Genomic DNA, 17,501 nt, shown 5'->3' with positions numbered 1-17,501 from the left:
AGAAGCACGAAGTCCCCGCCATTCCTTCCGGAATGGCGGGGATTTTTCATGTGGACCGCTGGATCAGCGGTTCTGCGGCCGGGCCGGCAAGGCGTCCGGGCGCACCGTACGGTAGCCCTGCCTCAAAGGTGGCCGGTCGGTGGGCAATTCCTGGACCATCTCCTTGAGGGCGCCGATGCCGTATTCAAGCTGGGGATCGATGCCGGCTGCGTAGGCGTGGGGCGGGAACACTACTTCGATATCGGGTTCGACCCCGAAGTTCTCGACGCTCCAGCCGATACCGCCGGAGAACCAGGTGGCGTACCGCGGCTGGGTCACGCCGGTGCCGTCAGCGAGCGAGAAGCGGTTGTCAATGCCCACGACGCCGCCCCAGGTGCGTGTACCGATCACGGGGCCGATCCCCCGCAGCTTGGACACCTGGGTGATGATGTCTCCGTCCGAACCGGCGAATTCGTCGGCAAGGACGATGACCGGTCCTCGTGGCGCATGATGCGGATAAGTGCGCGGCTTTTCGCCGCGCGGCATGCTCCACCCTGTCACTTTGCGCCCGATCAATTCGGCCACCAGTTGGGACGTGTGGCCACCCCGGTTGCGGCGTACATCCACGATCAGCCCGTCCAAGGCGGTCTCAGTATCGAGGTCCCGGTGGAGCTGCGCCCAACCATTGGCCATCATGTCCGGCACATGCAGGTATCCGAACTTTCCGTCCGAAGCTTCCCGCACTGTGCGTCGGTTCGCGTGCACCCATTCCTGGTAGCGCAGGCGTTCTTCGTCCTTCACGGGAACCACCGCGATCCGGCGCTGCTTGCCTGCCGCGGCGCCGTGTCCGGTTCCGTTCAGGATGGTGAGTTCCACCGTGCGGCCGGCGGCGCCGACCAACTGCTTGGCGGGTGTCCGTTCCGCAGAGAGCCCGACGCCGTCGATCGCCAGGATGACGTCGCCCACCTTCGCATCGGCTCCAGGCCGTGTGAGGGGCGAGTTCGCCAACGGGTCCGAAGTATCGCCGGCCAGGACCCGCGAAATCTTCCATCCTGCGTCCGTGAACGTGAGGTCGGCACCCAGGCGGCCCTGTCCGTTGCTGCCGGGCTCACCCACGGCCTTCGGACGCACGTAGGCGTGCGAGGTGCCGAGTTCGCCGTGGAGCTCCCACAGGAGGTCCACCAGGTCGTCGTGCGAGCCGAGGCGTTCGACGACGGGACGGTACCGCCGGTAGACCGATTCCCAATCCTGCCCTGCCATGTCCGCGGTCCAGAAGAAGTCCCGCTGGAGCCGCCACGCCTCGTCGAATGCCTGGCCCCAGACGGCCAGCGGATCCATGATGACCCGGATGCGGTTCAGTTCAACCTTGACGAGATCGCCCGAGTCCTCGTCGGCCTTCGCAGCTGCGGGCACCGCCACTACCTGCCTGTCATTGACATAGACCAGCTTCTTGCCGTCTCCGGAGACGCGGTAGCGTTCGAGTGCCGTGACCAAGGTGGACTGCTTCAGCTTCGAAAGGTCGTATCGGACCAAGGACGGCGCCGGCGCTTTATCCTGCACTGTTCCCCGTCCATCGCCAGTGACGCCGGAGAGCGGGGTGTCGAGCCACAACAGCGCGCCCGGCGTGGCCGAAAGCGCTGAGTAATTTCCTTGCGGCACCGGCACGCTGACTACCCGCAGGGACAAACCGTCCAGATCCACCCGGACCGGTGCCACAGCGCTGGTGTCGGCGTTCCCGTCGGCGGAAGCTCCGGCGTCGTCCTCTTCCAAGCGGTCCACCGCGGGACCGAACGGAGAAGGCGTGTCTGCCGCGAGAGCCACGAGGTACGGCTTGATCGGGCTCGGGAAGGACAGGTCGAAGGCATGACCGTCATAGACGGGGTCAAAGCTGCGGTTCGACAGAAACGCGAGGAATTTCCCGTCAGGAGTGAAGGCCGGCGATTCATCGCAGAACCTTCCGTCAGTGACATCGACGACGTCGCTGGGCCGGCCCGCATTCGCCAGGCGCAGTTTGCTGCGCGAACCAAAGGAGGTCACAGGCTCGGACCAGGCAAGCCATTGCGAATCGGGCGACCACGCTACGTTCTCGATACTGCCGTCCCCCACGCTGACGACGGGCACCAAGGTACCGTCGAGCGTGTCCGCCAGGTAGACATCCCCGAAGGCGGTCCCCACAGCGAGCCATCGACCGTCAGGGCTGGCCTCGAGGGTGCTTGCGCGGACGGGCTTAGGGAATCCGATCCGCACCTCATCCGCGGGATCCGCCGTGGCTGCAGCCGGTTCCGGGATCACACGCTCTGCGGGAGCCTCCGTGGAGTTGTCGGGCTGCGACTCGGGCGCCGAGTGCGTCTCCGGGGGTACAGTGCTTGCCGCCTGGCCCGCGATTGCCGAGGCCGAAACGGGCCGCGGCAGGGGGATCGTGGAAGCCTCGCCCGTTTCCTGCTGTGCACCCTCGCCAGGCCCGGTGATCGGCCCGGCGACGGGCCCGGCGACGAACTTCCGGGGAGCAGCAGCGGCCGCGGCTTGCGCGGCGCCCGGCACGATCCTCTTGACATAGATGGACTCGACGCCGTCATGGTCGGCTACGTAGGCGATCCTGCCGTCGCCAAGGGGCCGCGGCAACCGTGCGCGCACACCGGGAGTCGCTTCAACGACCCGCGACGGCCCGTCCTTGTGACGCAGCCAATGGATCGTTCCGTGGGACTCCACGGCGCTGGCCGAGCCAGCCGCGTTGGGAACCACGTCGCCAAGGTGGGTTGCCACCTTGAGCGGGGTCGGGCGGCGCGACTGCGACGCTGATCCAAGCGTGACCTCCACACGCTCCGCTTCGGCGTCGGCATCCAGCGAGGGAAGCATCCAAAGCTCGCCGGCGGACTCGAAAATGACCCGTTTACCGTCGCTCGCAGCATGGCGTACATAGAAATCTTCGTGGTCGGTGTGACGGCGCAGCTCTTGTCCGTCCGGGCGAACCGAGTAAAGGTTCCCATGGCCCTCGTGGTCCGAAAGGAACGCGATACGGTCACCCACCCACATCGGGTCCGCGAGATTCCCGTCGACATCGGCGAGGAGGCGGGCAAACTCGCCGTTGCCATCGGCGTCGATCCACAGCTTTCCGGCCGTGCCGCCACGGTAGCGCTTCCACCAAGCAGGTTCGCGGGACAGGACGCTTGCCAGGACAACCGGGCGCTCGTCCCCCACTTCCGGGCCGAACGCCACTGACTCCACGGGCCCGAAGGGAAGTTCGACGGCGGGACCTCCCTCGAGGGGCAACGCGTAGGCGTGCGTGTGCCGGCTTTCGGCCTGTTCGAACGCGGTTGTGACAACCACATCCCCGGATGCCGTGAATCCCTTGACGCGAGTAGTGCTGTGGCCGAAGTAGCTCAACTGCCGGTACCCGCCGCCGTCGACGTCTGCCACCACCACTTCGGGTGCTGCGCCGGCAACAGTGGTCCAGACGAGCTTCGTACCGTCCGGACTGAACCGCGGATTGCGGGCAGGCAACTGCTGGGCTGAAATCCGCCACGCGCGGCCTCCGGCCACGGGCGCGATCCAAACGTCGTCTTCGGCAACGAAAGTGATCAAATCACCGTGCACGTGCGGGAAACGGAAGTAGCTGGAGGAGGTCATTGTTTGATCATAACCAAAGGAGAAGCAAGCCTTTTGAGGCCTGCCGGAGTGCCGAAGTGACGCTCGCCATGATGAGATGAGGCATGCGAATCGTGATGTCGGGTGCTTCGGGTTTTATCGGGACCGCGTTGTCCGGACACTTGCTTGCCCGGGGGCACGACGTCGTCCGGCTCGTTCGCCGCCCGGCTGCGGACCCGGGAGAAGCGAGTTGGGATCCTGCTGCCGGACGATTGGATGAGGCCGTGTTGGACGGAGCCGACGCCGTCGTCAACCTCTCCGGCGCGGGCATAGGCGACCGTCGTTGGACGAAAGAGCGCATCCGGGAAATCAAGGATTCGCGTTTGCTGGCCACCAAGACCCTGACCGCTGCCATGGGACGCCTGGATACTCCGCCAACCACCTTCCTGAGCCAGTCCGCTTCCGGATATTACGGTGGCTCACGCATCACTCAACTTCGCGAGGATTCCGGAGCCGGCAAGGGGATGCTGGCGGCATTGTGCGTCGATTGGGAGGCTGCCGCCCACACGGCTCCCGCTGGGGTTCGGGTGGTAACTCCCCGGACGGGCGTCGTACTGAGCGCCGACGGCGGAGCATTGGGGCCGCTCCTGCCCCTCCTCAAGTGGGGCGTGGGCGGGCCTTTGGGCAATGGCCGCCAATACTGGCCGTGGATCTCCCTCGTGGATGAAGTCGCCGCCCTCGAACACCTGCTCGTCTCGTCAATCGAAGGACCGGTCAATGTTTGCGCTCCCGAAAGCGCGGACGTCAATGCGATCGTCGCCCAGCTTGCCGCGGCCTTCCACCGGCCGGCCTTCCTACGGGTTCCCGCGCCCGCCCTCAAGCTTGCCTTGGGTGCCCATCTGGCTGAAGAACTTGTCCTCGCAAACCAGCGCATGGAACCGGCGCGTCTGGCCGATTCCGGGTTCAGCTGGCAGCATCCGGCCTTGGCGGACGCTGCACGTTGGGTGGCCGGCAACAGCAAGTAATCGCGGAAGCCAGCTATGAGTCCTTGCCCAGGATCTCACTGGCCAGGATCTCACTGATGCGCCACGCGCCCGATACACGGACCAACACCACTTTGAGATTTTGCCGTTTGCCGGGCGGAACCAAGCGCACCGCTTTTCCTGCCCGGTCCTGCTCCTCGTAGGCGGAGGTTTCCACGGTGACGGCAAGGTTTGCGCGATCCTGGACGGGAGGACTTTCCGCTTGGATGGAGGGCAGGCTCGACGAAAATCCTGCAAGGACCAGACCCGCGCCCTCCAGCCCGTCCGCGATCTTCCGGTCCGCGGCGGCAGCGGCAGAGCCCTCCACATTGACGTGTTCGAGCAATTCGACCCTTCCGGTGCTGAACGCCGCATCGCGGGCCTCCGACAAGGCGCGGAGGGCTTCCACAGGGTCCTCCCCTCGAATCCGTTCGATTATGCCGTGTGGCAGGCCGGCGCTTGCTGCCGGGCCGTCGCTGTTCCTCGAACCGTTATCCGGCAGCGGCTTCTCCGCGGGTCGCTCCGAAGAGGCGGGGACCGACGTCGGGTCCTGCCCTGGATTCCCCGCCTCGGTTCCCCTATCCCCCGTCCACCACAGGGTCGCCGTCCCGAGCGCGACCAGCACCGCCAGGCCAAGCACCCCCCGCCCCAGTACCACACGACCCATTACCCGCCGGCCCAGTGCCGCAGGACGAGGTGCCCCACGACGAGGTGCCCCGCGACCCATTGCCTCCGGACCGAACGGCCGGCGGCCCGGGGCCGAGTCCCGGGATTTACGGGTCAACCGGGTGTGGGCCGGATTCCTTCGTTGTCCTGAAAGTCGGGTCCGGATACTGCGGTACATCGTGCGGCAAGCCCCCTCGCGGTTCGAAGTCGCCCGACGCGTTATCAGATCCGGAATCACGGTCTCGTGTACCGAGTTGGACAAGTCCACCGGCATCGCGGCAGCACTCCTATACACCGCGACGCCCAACTCTGCGGCTGTGGGGCGTTGCTGCCGGTCCGGATGCAGGCCGGCCTCCAAAGCCGCCGAGAGCGCTGCGGGCACCTCCGGCACGAGCAGGGTCAGCGGTGGCCGCTTGTCGGCAATATTCGGGGCGGAGCCCGTGAGGCAATACCAGCCAAGCGCGGCGAGGGCATAGGTATCCCGTTCGGGTTCCAGCTCCGGGCGCCCTTCGGCAGAGGGGGCGGGATCTGAAAATCCAGGCGTGACCACGTCCGGAACGCCGGTGGCGTCACCCAACATGCGGGACATCCCCAGGTCCGCCAAGAGCGGCTTGCCTTGGGCAGTAAAGAGGACGTTTCCGGGTGCGACATCGGAATGGGTCAAACCCTGGCGATGAAGGTATGACAGGGCCTGCGCTATCGGAGCCAGGATCGTCACTGTCTCCCCCACGGTCAAGCGTCCCCTGCTGGACACCAGCTGGCCCAGTGAACCCCCACCGGCGTAGTCCATGACCAGGCCCAAAGCGCCGTCGAAGGCCCCGGCCAGCTGCACTGTGCCATGCACTTTCACGAGGTGCTCGTGGTCCAGCCGGGACAGAAGTCCTACTTCCCGCGACATCGGCGATTCGGTTTCCGGCAGCTCCGAACCATCCATGCGCTCCATCCATCCGCTCAAGGGGCACTTCACAGCGACGTTCTGTCCCGTACGCTGCCGGATAGCGAGCCAGACGGTGGCATGGCCTCCCCGCCCCAGTTCCCGGACCAGGACGAATCCGGGTATTTCAGGCTGGGGCGTATCCACTGGCATTGAGGAGCTTCCTGCGTGGTCCTGGCTATTCGGCCCCGGCGAAAGAGTATCCATGACTCAAGAGATACCGGAATTCCCGAATTGGCGCAGAAGTTATCCACAGGACGTGATCGAGGATCGCCATCCAGCCGAGTACGACTGAGAGCTTGACCACAAAATCATGGCCTGCGTCCACCGGGGTCTAAGCTTGTGCCCATGACTCTTGAGTTTTCACAGCTGGGTCTTGCCCCGGATTTCGTTGATTACATGCAGGGCTGGGACATCCAGCGCGAACTCCACAACAAGGTTGTTGCCGGCGAGAAACCCAGCACTGTCCTGCTCCTCGAGCACGCTGCCGTCTACACTGCCGGCAAGCTCACGGAAGACCACGAACGCCCGTTTGACGGCACGCCCGTGGTGCCCGTGGACAGGGGCGGCAAGCTGACGTGGCACGGGCCTGGGCAGTTGATCGCCTATCCCATCCTCAAGCTGAAGAACCGCGCCGGAATCCGCGATTACGTCGAGCGCCTCGAAGCAGTCATGATCGCCATCATGGAGGACTACGGAATCAAGGCCACGCGGGTCAAGGGCAGGGCCGGCGTATGGGTCCTTGCCGACGACAAAGGCCCGGACCGCAAGATCGCCGCGATCGGCATCCGCGTCCTGGACGGCGTCACGATGCACGGAGTGGCCATCAACTGCAGCAACGACCTCGCCCCCTACGCACAAATCATCGCGTGCGGCATCACCGACGCGAGCGTCACCACCATGTCCATCGAAACCGGCCGGACCATCAACCCGGCCGATATTGTTGAACGCTTCAAAGAAGAGTTCAACAAGCACGAAGAAGCACTCGTCTCCAGCCCCGAAGGAGCAATCCAGTGACCCTGGCACCTGAAGGCCGTAAGTTGCTGCGTGTCGAGCAGCGCAACAAGGCCGTCCCGGTTGAACGCAAGCCCGAGTGGATCAAGGCCAAGGTCCAGATGGGCCCGGAATTCGTGGGCCTGAAGAACCTGGTGAAAAAAGAAGGCCTGCACACCGTGTGCGAGGAAGCCGGCTGCCCGAACATCTTCGAATGCTGGGAAGACAAGGAAGCAACCTTCCTGATCGGCGGCTCCGAATGCACCCGCCGCTGCGACTTCTGCCAGATCGACACCGGCAAACCCTCCCCCCTGGACCGCTTCGAACCCACCAAGGTCGCCCGCTCCGTCCAGGCCATGAACCTGCGCTACGCCACCGTCACCGGCGTCGCCCGCGACGACCTGGCAGACGAAGGCGTCTGGCTCTACGCCGAAACCGTGCGCAAAATCCACGAACTGAACCCCGGCACCGGCGTGGAACTGCTCATCCCCGACTTCTCCGGCAACCCCGAGCACATCGCCGCGATCTGCGACTCCGCCCCCGAAGTATTCGCGCACAACGTCGAAACCGTGCCCCGCATCTTCAAACGCATCCGCCCCGCGTTCCGGTACGACCGCTCCCTGGACGTCATCACCCAGGGCCGCAACCTGGGCATGGTCACCAAGTCCAACCTCATCCTGGGCATGGGCGAAACCCGCGCCGAGATCTCCGAAGCCCTCGCGGACCTGCACGCGGCCGGCTGCGACCTGATCACCATCACCCAGTACCTGCGCCCCTCCGAACGCCACCTGCCCGTGGACCGCTGGGTCAAACCCCAGGAATTCGTCGAGCTCGCCACCGAAGCCGAAGAACTGGGCTTCCTCGGCGTCATGTCCGGACCCCTCGTGCGCTCCTCCTACCGCGCCGGACGCCTCTGGGCCACCGCCATGCGCAAAAAAGGCCGCGACATCCCCGCGCATCTTGCCCACATCGCCGACGGCATCCAGGACTCCGGCACCACCCGCCAGGAAGCCCGCACCCTCCTCAACCACGGAGCGTAGGGCAAAGACCGTATAAGGGCGCGGTGCATGTATAAGAGAAGCGCGGATAAACAGCCCGCCGCGTGACGCCTGCAAAAGCACAGTCAAAGGACCGGATACCGGAGAAATCCGGAGTCCGGTCCTTTGTCGCAAATCACGTAGAATTAAGGAACTATGGCGAAATCCCCTGATTCCAGCAAGTCGACAACATCGGCTGCCGACGCTCCCAAGCGCGGCTTGTTTTCCCGCAAGCCCAAGGAAGCCAAGGCCAAGAAGCCGAGCCAGCTGAAGCAGATCGGCGAGGTCTTCAAGATGACCCGCCGCAATGACCCGATTGTCGAGTGGCTCATGCTGCTGGCGTTCCTCGGCGTTGTTGCAATCAGCCTTATTATCGGCCTCATCCTGAACAACTGGATCACGGGCCTGATCATCGGCATTCCTTTGGGCTTGCTGGCAGCTGTATTCATCCTCTCGCGCCGAGCAGAGCGTGCCGCGTTCGCCCAGATCGAGAACCAGCCAGGCGCTTCCGGTGCTGCCTTGGGTACCCTGCGCCGCGGTTGGATCACTGAAGACCAGCCCGTTGCCGTCAACCCGCGCACCCAGGACGCCGTCTTCCGCGCAATCGGCCGTCCCGGCGTCGTCCTGGTGACTGAGGGACCTTCGCACCGGGTCAAGCCGCTCGCCGAGGCCGAGCGGAAGAAGCTTTCCCGCATCCTTCCGAACGTGACTGTCCACGTGATCGAGAGTGGCCGCGGCGAAGGCCAGGTGCCCATCAGCCAGATCGCAAAGACCATGAACAAGTACAAGAACGAGCTCACCAAAACGGAAGTCAGCGCAGTCAGCAAGCGGATCTCCTCGCTCGGAACGCGGCTCCCGATCCCGAAGGGCATCGACCCCTACAAGGCACGCCCGGACCGCAAGGCAGCCCGCGGACGCTAACGCATCCACACGAACAAACTAGAAACCGCCCGGTTCCCAAGCCGACCAGAAAGCATTTCTGGCGTTTGGGAACCGGGCGGTTCTCTTATCCCGCGGAACTACATGCGGATGAGGATCGTGTTCATGGCTTTGTCGTGAAGGCCGCGCTGGTCGGGATCGAAAACCACGGCCGGGATCACGAGGCACAGCAGGAGCGTCCTCACGAATGCCGCCAGAGGACCCGCAGGATAGCCGCCGAGTCGCACTACGTGGATTCCCGCAACCCTGTGTCCGATGCTGTAACCAAGAGTGCCGATAAGGAGGATTTGCTCTACGGCAAAAACTGCAAGCGTGGCCCACTGGTTTCCGCCGAACGCGAAGTTGCTGATCACCAGGGCGACAACCCAGTCGATGCAGATCGCCAGGATCCGCCTGCCGGCGCGGGCCATGGAGCCCGGACCCGATTCGGGCAAGCCAAGCCGTTCCCCCGGATATTTGGAAATTCCGGATGTGTCCGGCCCTGTAAGCCATGAACCAAGGTCTTTGCGATCTACCACATTTCAAGCTTAATGCCTCACCAAGGCCGGTTTGACGGTGCATTGGACCGGGGCAAGTTGATTGCCCGATTTCACGGGCGAGGACCACATAGAGGAATGACATGGACCGTCCACGCGATAGACCAGTAGCGTTAACATCGCAGGTGGTTCTGTAACCTGCTCGAAACAATACTGACACCCCCGGGAAATCCCCTTTCCCTAGGGTGGTAAAAGTTGCCAGCCACCGCAACAGGGATGCTTTTTTGTTTTCCTGCCACCGGTTTGCGCTGGATCAGACGGCCTGAGTGCCCGTTACCTGTATGCGATAGGAGCATAGATGTTCAAGACTGCGGACGAAGTCCTCAAGTTCATCAAAGACGAAGACGTTAAGTTCGTCGATATCCGCTTCACCGATCTTCCGGGCGTCCAGCAGCACTTCAACGTGCCCGCCAAGAGCGTCGACGCTGACTTCTTCGTCAACGGCCAGCTCTTTGACGGATCCTCCATCCGCGGTTTCCAGGGCATCGCAGAGTCTGACATGCAGCTCATCCCGGACGTCACCACGGCTTTCATCGATGCTTTCCGCGTCGAGAAGACCCTCGCCCTGAACTTCTCCATCGTGAACCCGCGTACGGGCGATCCTTACCACCGCGACCCCCGCGGTGTTGCCGAGAAGGCTGAGGCTTACCTCGCTTCCACCGGCATCGCGGACACCGCGTTCTTCGCCCCCGAGGCCGAGTTCTACGTTTTCGACAACGTACAGTTTGAGTCCTCCCCGCAGGGTTCCTTCTACAAGGTCGACTCCATTGAAGCTCCGTGGAACACGAGCCGCGAAGAAGAAGGCGGCAACCTCGGCTACAAGACCCCGTTCAAGGGTGGCTACTTCCCGGTTGCCCCGGTTGACCACCAGGCCGACCTCCGCGACGCCATGTGCATCGCCTTGGACGAAGCAGGCCTCGAGGTCGAGCGTTCGCACCACGAAGTCGGTGCCGCCGGCCAGGCTGAGATCAACTACAAGTTCACCACCCTGGTGCACGCTGCTGACGACCTGCAGAAGTTCAAGTACGTCATTAAGAACACCGCATGGGAATACGGCAAGTCGGTAACCTTCATGCCGAAGCCGATCTTCGGTGACAACGGCTCGGGCATGCACTGCCACCAGTCCCTGTGGAGCAACGGCGAGCCGCTGTTCTACGACGAGAAGGGTTACGCCGGCCTTTCGGACACCGCGCGTTGGTACATCGGCGGCCTGCTGAAGCACTCCAGCGCAGTCCTCGCCTTCACCAACCCGACCGTCAACTCGTACCGTCGCCTGGTCAAGGGCTTCGAAGCTCCGGTCAACATGGTTTACTCGCAGGGTAACCGCTCTGCCGGTATCCGCATCCCGATCACCGGTTCCAACCCGAAGGCCAAGCGCATCGAGTTCCGCGCTCCGGACCCCGCCTCGAACCCGTACCTGGCCTTCGCTGCACAGCTCATGGCCGGCATCGACGGCATCCGCAACCGCATCGAACCCCCGGCACCGATCGACAAGGACCTCTACGAGCTCCCCGCCGAGGAAGCCAAGGACATCCCCAAGGCTCCGGGTTCGCTTGAGGAAGCCCTCGATGCCCTGCGCGAGGACAACGAGTTCCTCCAGGCCGGTGGCGTGTTCACCCAGGACCTGATCGACACCTGGATCGAGTACAAGTACGAGAACGAAATCCGCCCGCTCTCCTTGCGCCCGAACCCCTACGAGTTCGAGCTCTACTACGGCGTCTAGTCCCTGACCGCCGCCGGTTCACGAACAGTGGCTCCCACCCAACGGTGGGAGCCACTGCCGTTTAAGTCGTTCAACGGGTGCCCGATCGCCTCGGAACCTCGAAGGCCCGATACATCGTCCTCTGTGGTCCGGCGGACCCGCCCAAGAACCGGCCGGTCTCGGTGAAACCGGCGTTTTCGTACGCGGAACGGGCTGCCGGATTCGCTTCGTTGACGGAGAGTACGACGCCGGCCTGGCCGCCGCCCAGCCTGGCTGTCAGCTTCAGCGATTCCCGGACAGCGGCGGCCGCCGCTGCGGAGCCCAGGCCCCTCCCCTGGCGACGACGGTCGATCACGAAGCCCCGCAGCAACCAGGCCGATCCGTCGTCGGGCCACCCCGCGAGGGTGGCGGCTCCCGACTGCAAGGTGAGGACGCCGACGGCAGCACCGGCCGCCTCAATGAGGTACGGCTGCCGGCTGTCATCCTGGAGGCCCGCGAACATCATCTTGAAGGGGTCGCCGACGAAGCTTTCCTGGCCCGGAGCCAGTTCCATCTTGGCGGCCTCGCCCAGCTTGATGGCTAGCGCATCGTCGTCAATGCCCTTCAGGGGAATCAGCCACACTATCTCAGCCATTCTCAGTGCCTGGCGATTTCACTGGCCGTAGAACTGCTTTTCGAACACCGCCCGTGCCCGACGACTTAAACGCAAGTAGTCTTCTTCGAACACTCGGGCCTGCCCGGGGGCGTAGCCGCACCAGCGGGCCACCGATTCCAAGTCCCGCCTCGAGGCCGGCAGGACGTCGGAAGACCGGCCCGTGCAAATGACGTTCGCTGAGCGGATCCGGCTAGCGAGGCGCCACGCTTCGCGCAACAGGGCTGCTTCGCCCTTCGGTATGAGTCCCAGGGTGCGGATTGCGTCAAGGGCTTCCAGGGTTGACGTCGTCCTGAGTTGCGGGTGCTTAGCTGCATGCTGAAGTTGAAGCAACTGCACCAGCCACTCAACGTCGCTCAGTCCGCCCCTGCCAAGCTTCACATGCCGCGCGGGATCGGCACCACGGGGCAATCTCTCGGATTCCACCCGGGCTTTGATTCGACGGATTTCCCGGACATCGGTGTCGGCTAGCGAATCCGGGTAGCGGATGGGATTGATGAGCCGGAGGAATGCCGTCGCCACGGCATCGGACCCGGCCATAGGTTGTGCCCGCAGCAGCGCTTGCGCTTCCCAGATGAGCGACCACCGCCGGTAATACTCCGCGTAAGACTCGATGGAGCGGACCATGGCGCCGTTCTTCCCCTCAGGGCGAAGATCCGCGTCCACTGTCAGGACCCGCTCAGCCCGGATGGCCGGTTTGAGGGGCTGGGTCAGCAACGTGGAAATGTGTCCCACGATGGCACGTGCTTGCTGCTGCGCTTCATCATCGCCCACCCCCGGCAGTGCCCGGTGGACATACATGACATCGGCGTCCGAGCCGTAGCCGATTTCGCGCCCTCCCTGCCTGCCCATCGCGACTACGAGCACCTGGGTCTTGAGTGGTCCTTCCGCGGAGACGATGCCTTCGGCAACGTGGAGGGCGCCCAGAACCGCCGCCCGGTCGACGTCGGCCAGGGCGGTCCCCACTGCGTCCTGTTCGACGAGCCCGGAGCTGTCCGCGATGGCTATCCGGAGGATCTCGCGACGGCGGATGAGCCGGATGAGCCGCATCGCGTTCTCGGGCTCGGCGTGGCGAGACATCTTTGATTGGATTTCCTGCCACTGGGCCTCGAAGCCAAGGGGTATCAGGTCCTTGTCCGTCCCCAGCCAGGCGACGGATTCCGGTGAAACCTCCAAGAGGTCGGCAATCAATCGGGAGTTCGAGAGCATGTGGCAAAGCCGCTCGGCCGCCGCCTGGGAGTCGCGTAGCATCCCGAGGTACCAGTGGGTGGTGCCCAGGGCTTCGCTGACCCGGCGGAAGGCGAGCAGGCCGGCGTCGGGATCCACGCCTTCGGCGAGCCAGCCGAGAAGGATGGGAAGAAGCTGCCGCTGCAAAGCGGCCCGGCGGCTCACGCCCGCGGTCAACGCTTCAATGTGTCGCATTGCGCCCTGCGGGTCGCGGTAGCCGAGTGCGGCGAGGCGCCCCTGTGCTGCTTCCGGGGTAAGTTTGGCGTCCTCGGTGCTCAGCTTCGCGGCAGTGTTCAGGAGTGGACGGTAGAAGATGCGGTCGTGAAGCTCCCGCACTGAGCGTTTGGTTTTCTGCCAGGTCTCCACGAGGGCGTCAGGGTGCGGCCGGCCGGTGGAAAACGGTCCGAGAACCGCTTTGGCCAGGAACCGCAAGGACTCCTGGCTGGTGGGCATCAAGTGTGTGCGGCGCATCTGGAACAACTGGATTCGGTGCTCCAGGACACGCAAGTACCGATAGGCCGCGTCGAAGGCCGCAGCGTCCACCCTGCCAATGTAACCGCCCGCGGACAACGCAGAGATCGCAGACGTGGTGTCGCGGCAACGCAATGTCTCATCCGATTTGCCGTGAACGAGCTGCAAGAGCTGGACTGTGAATTCGACATCGCGAAGCCCACCGGGACCCAGCTTGATTTGGCGCTGTTCTTCGGCGGGCGCGATGTTGTTCGTGACCCGCCGCCGCATGGCTTGAACGGACTCCACGAAGCCTTCCCTGCCCGCCGAAGCCCAGACGAGGGGCTGGACGGCCTGCTCGTAGCGTGCCCCGAGGTCTTTGTCGCCGGCGATGGTCCGTGCTTTGAGGAGCGCCTGGAATTCCCAGCTTTCAGCCCATTTCGCGTAATAGCTCAAGTGCGACGGCAGGGTCCGGACCAGCGGACCCGATTTCCCCTCGGGTCGAAGGTTCGCATCGACTTCCCACAGCCCGGGTTCGGTTCCGGTCGAGGAAATGGCGCGGGAAATACCGGCTGCCAGAACCGTTCCGATCGTCGCCGCCCTGGCGTCCTCGAGCCCGGGCGCTTCAATGACGTAGATGACGTCGACGTCGGAAATGTAGTTGAGTTCGCGGGCGCCGCATTTGCCCATGCCAATGACAGAGAGCCCGACGGCGGCAACTTCGGCGGCGTCGAAGGAACCGGCGGCTTCGGCCCTGGCTACCGCCAAAGCGGCTTCGATCGCCGCGCCGGCGAGGTCCGCCAGCTCGGCGCCCACCGCGGGCATGAAGTCCTGGGGGCTCGCTGCGCACAAGTCCTTGATGGCCAGCTCGGTGAGGCCCCGCCGATAGGCCGTCCGGAGGGCAGCGTACGCGGCCGCGCCTGTCATTCCGGCAACAGGCCGGGGCGAGTTGGGGTCGGCCTGGACGGAACGCAGCAGCTTCATCCTCAACTCACCGGCGTCGGCCGGCATGGGCTCCGGACTGGCACGGACGTCGAACACGTCCAGGTGTTCCGGATGCCGGATGAGGAACTCCCCCAAAGCCTCCGACGCCCCGAGCAAGCGGTAAAGCGGCTCGCTCCGGTCCGTGTCCTCCCCCGCCAGTTGCCTGAGGCTTGGGTGCTTCTCGATGAGCCGGACGAGGGATTGGAGTGCGGTGTCCGGGTTGGCACTGAGGTGCAAGCCGGCAAAGATCGTTTCCTGCTCAATGCCCTCGAGCTCAGGCGCAGCCAGGAACCGCTCACCCTTCTCAAGATCGCTGAAGCCGGCCGAGATGAGCCGGCGGGCCAGGCTCACACTCACGGTCTAGAGAATGCCGAGGTTGCGCTTGAGCTCGTAAGGCGTGACTTGGAGGCGGTAGTCCTGCCATTCCGCGCGCTTGTTCCGCAGGAAGTGGTCGAAGACCTGCTCGCCAAGGATGTCTGCCACAAGCTCCGAATCCTCCATGGCCCGGATGGCATCATGAAGGCTCGCCGGCAGCGGAGCGTGGCCCATCGCCTTGCGTTCAGCGGAGGTCAGCGACCAGACGTCGTCTTCGGCGGCGGCGGGAAGCTCGTACCCTTCCTCGATGCCCTTAAGGCCGGCGCCAAGCAGCACGGCGTAAGCAAGATAGGGGTTCGTGGCCGAATCGATGCCACGGTATTCGATCCTGGCGGACTGGCCCTTGCCCGGCTTGTACAGGGGAACACGGACCAGCGCGGAGCGGTTGTTGTGGCCCCAGCTCAAATAGCTCGGAGCTTCCCCGCCGCCCCAGAGCCGCTTGTACGAATTGACGAACTGGTTGGTGACGGCAGTGAATTCCGGTGCGTGCCGGAGGATGCCGGCAATGAATTGCCGGGCGCTGCGTGACAACTGGAACTCGGCCCCCGCTTCATAGAAGGCGTTCGTGTCGCCTTCGAACAAGGAGAAGTGCGTGTGCATGCCGGACCCCGGGTGGTCCGTGAAGGGCTTTGGCATGAAGGTGGCGTAGGTGCCTTGCTGTAGTGCCACTTCCTTGATGACCGTGCGGAACGTCATGATGTTGTCCGCCGTCTGGAGGGCGTCCGCGTAGCGAAGGTCGATCTCGTTCTGGCCCGGCCCACCTTCGTGGTGGCTGAACTCCACGGAGATCCCCACGGACTCAAGCATGGTGACCGCGGTACGCCGGAAATCCTGGGCCACGCCGCCGGGCACGTGGTCGAAGTACCCGCCTTCGTCGACCGGTACGGGAACGCCATTGGGATCGAGGTCCTGGGACTTCAAGAGGTAGAACTCGATCTCAGGGTGCGTGTAGCACGTGAACCCCATGTCCGCCGCCTTGGCTAGCGTGCGCTTAAGAACATTCCGGGGATCGGCCGCGGATGGCTCGCCGTCCGGAGTGAGGATGTCGCAGAACATCCTGGAGGTCTGCTCGGTCTCACCGCGCCAGGGCAGGATCTGGAAAGTGGAGGGATCGGGCTGGGCCAACATGTCGGATTCGAACACGCGGGCGAGTCCCTCAATAGCGGAACCGTCGAAACCCAGACCCTCTTCGAAGGCGCCTTCTACTTCCGCGGGAGCCAGCGCGACCGATTTCAGGGAACCGACGACGTCGGTAAACCACAAGCGTACGAAGCGCACATCACGCTCTTCGATAGTTCGCAGAACGAACTCTTGCTGGCGGTCCATGGGGCCTCTTTTCCGGGTCAACGTCCAGGCCGTCGGTTCACGCATTAACGCCGACGGCAACTCAGCATTCACTCTACTAAGCATTGGGCCGGAATGGCGGCACAGCAGATCCGCGTAACACAGCGTTTACAAATGCCCGGCCGTCGTTCGCTCCGGTGGCTAGGACGGCCGCCACCGCATACGCTCTACTCATGGCCCCAAGCAACAGTTCCGATTCCAGCATGCCCTCAGAAGTCCCTGCCCCTTACGGGACCGGACCCACGGCGGGAAACCCGGCGGGCGCACTCGCTCCAAAGCCCGTTGCCAGGGTTCGCACGCACCACCTCCAGCAAGCCAAGGCCAAGGGCGAGCGCTTTGCGATGCTGACCGCCTACGAGCAGTACACCGCTGAAATCTTCGACCAAGCCGGCATCGACGTCCTGCTAGTTGGCGATTCCGCCTCCAACAACGTGTTCGGCAACGAAACCAGCCTCCCGGTAACTGTGGACGAACTTCTGCCGTTGTGCCGTGCCGTGTCCCGCTCCGCCAAACGGGCCCTGGTTGTGGCCGACCTTCCTTTCGGCAGCTATGAGGTATCACCGGAACAAGCCGTAGCAACTGGAGTGAGGTTCCTGAAGGAGGGCCTCGCCCACGGAGTGAAAATCGAAGGCGGCGCTTTCTACGCCGGAACTGTCCGGGCAATGGTCCAGGCGGGCATTCCGGTGATGGCGCACATTGGCTTCACCCCGCAGAGCGAACACTCGTTGGGCGGTTACCGGGTCCAGGGTCGCGGTGACGACGCTGCCCGCCTCATCGAGGACGCGGTCGCCCTCGCCAACGCGGGCGCCTTTTCGGTCCTGATGGAAATGGTCCCGGCGGAAACTGCGGCCGCCGTCGACGCCGCGATCGATGTCCCCACGATCGGGATCGGCGCCGGCAACGCAACTACCGGCCAGGTCCTGGTCTGGCAAGACATGGCAGGCTTGCGCGGTGGCAAGATGGCCAAATTCGTCAAGCAATACGCAGACCTTCGGACGACACTGAGCGACGCGGCAAAGTCCTACGCCGACGACGTCAGGTCCGGCCAGTTCCCCGGGCCGGAGCACTCATTCTGA

12 protein-coding genes are annotated in these 17,501 nt (G+C 64.2%); 6 read left to right on the top strand and 6 right to left on the bottom strand.

The window, feature by feature from the left end; all coding sequences use genetic code 11:
• Positions 1-63: 63 nt before the first annotated feature.
• Entirely contained in the window at positions 64-3,606 is a 3,543-nt protein-coding gene (locus ABCW42_RS08195) for a S41 family peptidase (RefSeq protein ID WP_423184369.1), read from the bottom strand.
• Positions 3,607-3,689: 83 nt separating this feature from the next.
• On the opposite strand from ABCW42_RS08195, the gene ABCW42_RS08190 reads away from it, so the two are divergent.
• Positions 3,690-4,589 carry a TIGR01777 family oxidoreductase gene (locus ABCW42_RS08190; RefSeq protein ID WP_423184368.1) on the top strand — a complete coding sequence of 300 codons (900 nt, stop codon included), beginning with the start codon at positions 3,690-3,692 and terminating at the stop codon, positions 4,587-4,589.
• A gap of 13 nt (positions 4,590-4,602) precedes the next feature.
• Here ABCW42_RS08190 and ABCW42_RS08185 read toward each other — a convergent pair whose 3' ends face one another.
• On the bottom strand, positions 4,603-6,339 hold the full coding sequence (locus ABCW42_RS08185) for a serine/threonine-protein kinase (RefSeq protein ID WP_423184367.1): 1,737 nt from the start codon (positions 6,337-6,339) through the stop codon (positions 4,603-4,605).
• A 195-nt stretch (positions 6,340-6,534) separates the two neighbouring features.
• Here ABCW42_RS08185 and lipB point away from each other — a divergent pair, with 195 nt between their 5' ends.
• The 3 genes from lipB to ABCW42_RS08170 all read left to right on the top strand — a co-directional run bounded on the left by lipB (position 6,535) and on the right by ABCW42_RS08170 (position 9,137).
• A complete protein-coding gene (lipB, locus tag ABCW42_RS08180) occupies positions 6,535-7,203 on the top strand; it encodes a lipoyl(octanoyl) transferase LipB (protein ID WP_423184366.1) in 669 nt (222 codons plus the stop codon).
• On the top strand, positions 7,200-8,219 hold the full coding sequence (gene lipA, locus ABCW42_RS08175; protein WP_423184365.1) for a lipoyl synthase: 1,020 nt from the start codon (positions 7,200-7,202) through the stop codon (positions 8,217-8,219). Before lipB ends, lipA begins: the two co-directional genes overlap by 4 nt.
• A 153-nt stretch (positions 8,220-8,372) precedes the next feature.
• Complete coding sequence (locus tag ABCW42_RS08170) at positions 8,373-9,137, top strand: DUF4191 domain-containing protein (protein ID WP_423184364.1); 765 nt, start codon at positions 8,373-8,375, stop codon at positions 9,135-9,137.
• Positions 9,138-9,235: 98 nt separating this feature from the next.
• On the opposite strand, the gene ABCW42_RS08165 is transcribed toward ABCW42_RS08170, so the two are convergent.
• Positions 9,236-9,673, bottom strand: coding sequence for an RDD family protein (locus ABCW42_RS08165; protein ID WP_423184363.1), 438 nt, complete (start codon positions 9,671-9,673; stop codon positions 9,236-9,238).
• Between the two features lie 316 nt (positions 9,674-9,989).
• Here ABCW42_RS08165 and glnA (ABCW42_RS08160) point away from each other — a divergent pair, with 316 nt between their 5' ends.
• The gene (glnA, locus tag ABCW42_RS08160; protein WP_423184362.1) at positions 9,990-11,414 is read left to right on the top strand and encodes a type I glutamate--ammonia ligase; all 1,425 of its coding nucleotides are present in this window, start codon (positions 9,990-9,992) and stop codon (positions 11,412-11,414) included.
• 70 nt (positions 11,415-11,484) lie between these two features.
• On the opposite strand, the gene ABCW42_RS08155 is transcribed toward glnA (ABCW42_RS08160), so the two are convergent.
• From ABCW42_RS08155 to glnA (ABCW42_RS08145), 3 genes are read right to left on the bottom strand one after another with little or no spacing between them, the layout of a single operon-like run.
• The gene (locus ABCW42_RS08155) at positions 11,485-12,027 is read right to left on the bottom strand and encodes a GNAT family N-acetyltransferase (RefSeq protein ID WP_423184361.1); all 543 of its coding nucleotides are present in this window, start codon (positions 12,025-12,027) and stop codon (positions 11,485-11,487) included.
• An 18-nt stretch (positions 12,028-12,045) separates the two neighbouring features.
• Entirely contained in the window at positions 12,046-15,057 is a 3,012-nt protein-coding gene (locus ABCW42_RS08150; RefSeq protein WP_423184360.1) for a bifunctional [glutamine synthetase] adenylyltransferase/[glutamine synthetase]-adenylyl-L-tyrosine phosphorylase, read from the bottom strand.
• A 9-nt stretch (positions 15,058-15,066) separates the two neighbouring features.
• Positions 15,067-16,407, bottom strand: a complete 1,341-nt coding sequence (gene glnA, locus ABCW42_RS08145; protein WP_133206199.1) for a type I glutamate--ammonia ligase — start codon at positions 16,405-16,407, stop codon at positions 15,067-15,069.
• A 191-nt stretch (positions 16,408-16,598) separates the two neighbouring features.
• On the opposite strand from glnA (ABCW42_RS08145), the gene panB reads away from it, so the two are divergent.
• Positions 16,599-17,501 (top strand): 3-methyl-2-oxobutanoate hydroxymethyltransferase, encoded by a 903-nt coding sequence (gene panB / locus ABCW42_RS08140; protein ID WP_423184359.1) that lies wholly within the window; start codon positions 16,599-16,601, stop codon positions 17,499-17,501.

Source organism: Arthrobacter sp. NyZ413 (assembly GCF_049390645.1).
Classification (GTDB): Bacteria; Actinomycetota; Actinomycetes; order Actinomycetales; family Micrococcaceae; genus Arthrobacter.
This window is presented reverse-complemented; position numbering and strand designations above follow the sequence as displayed.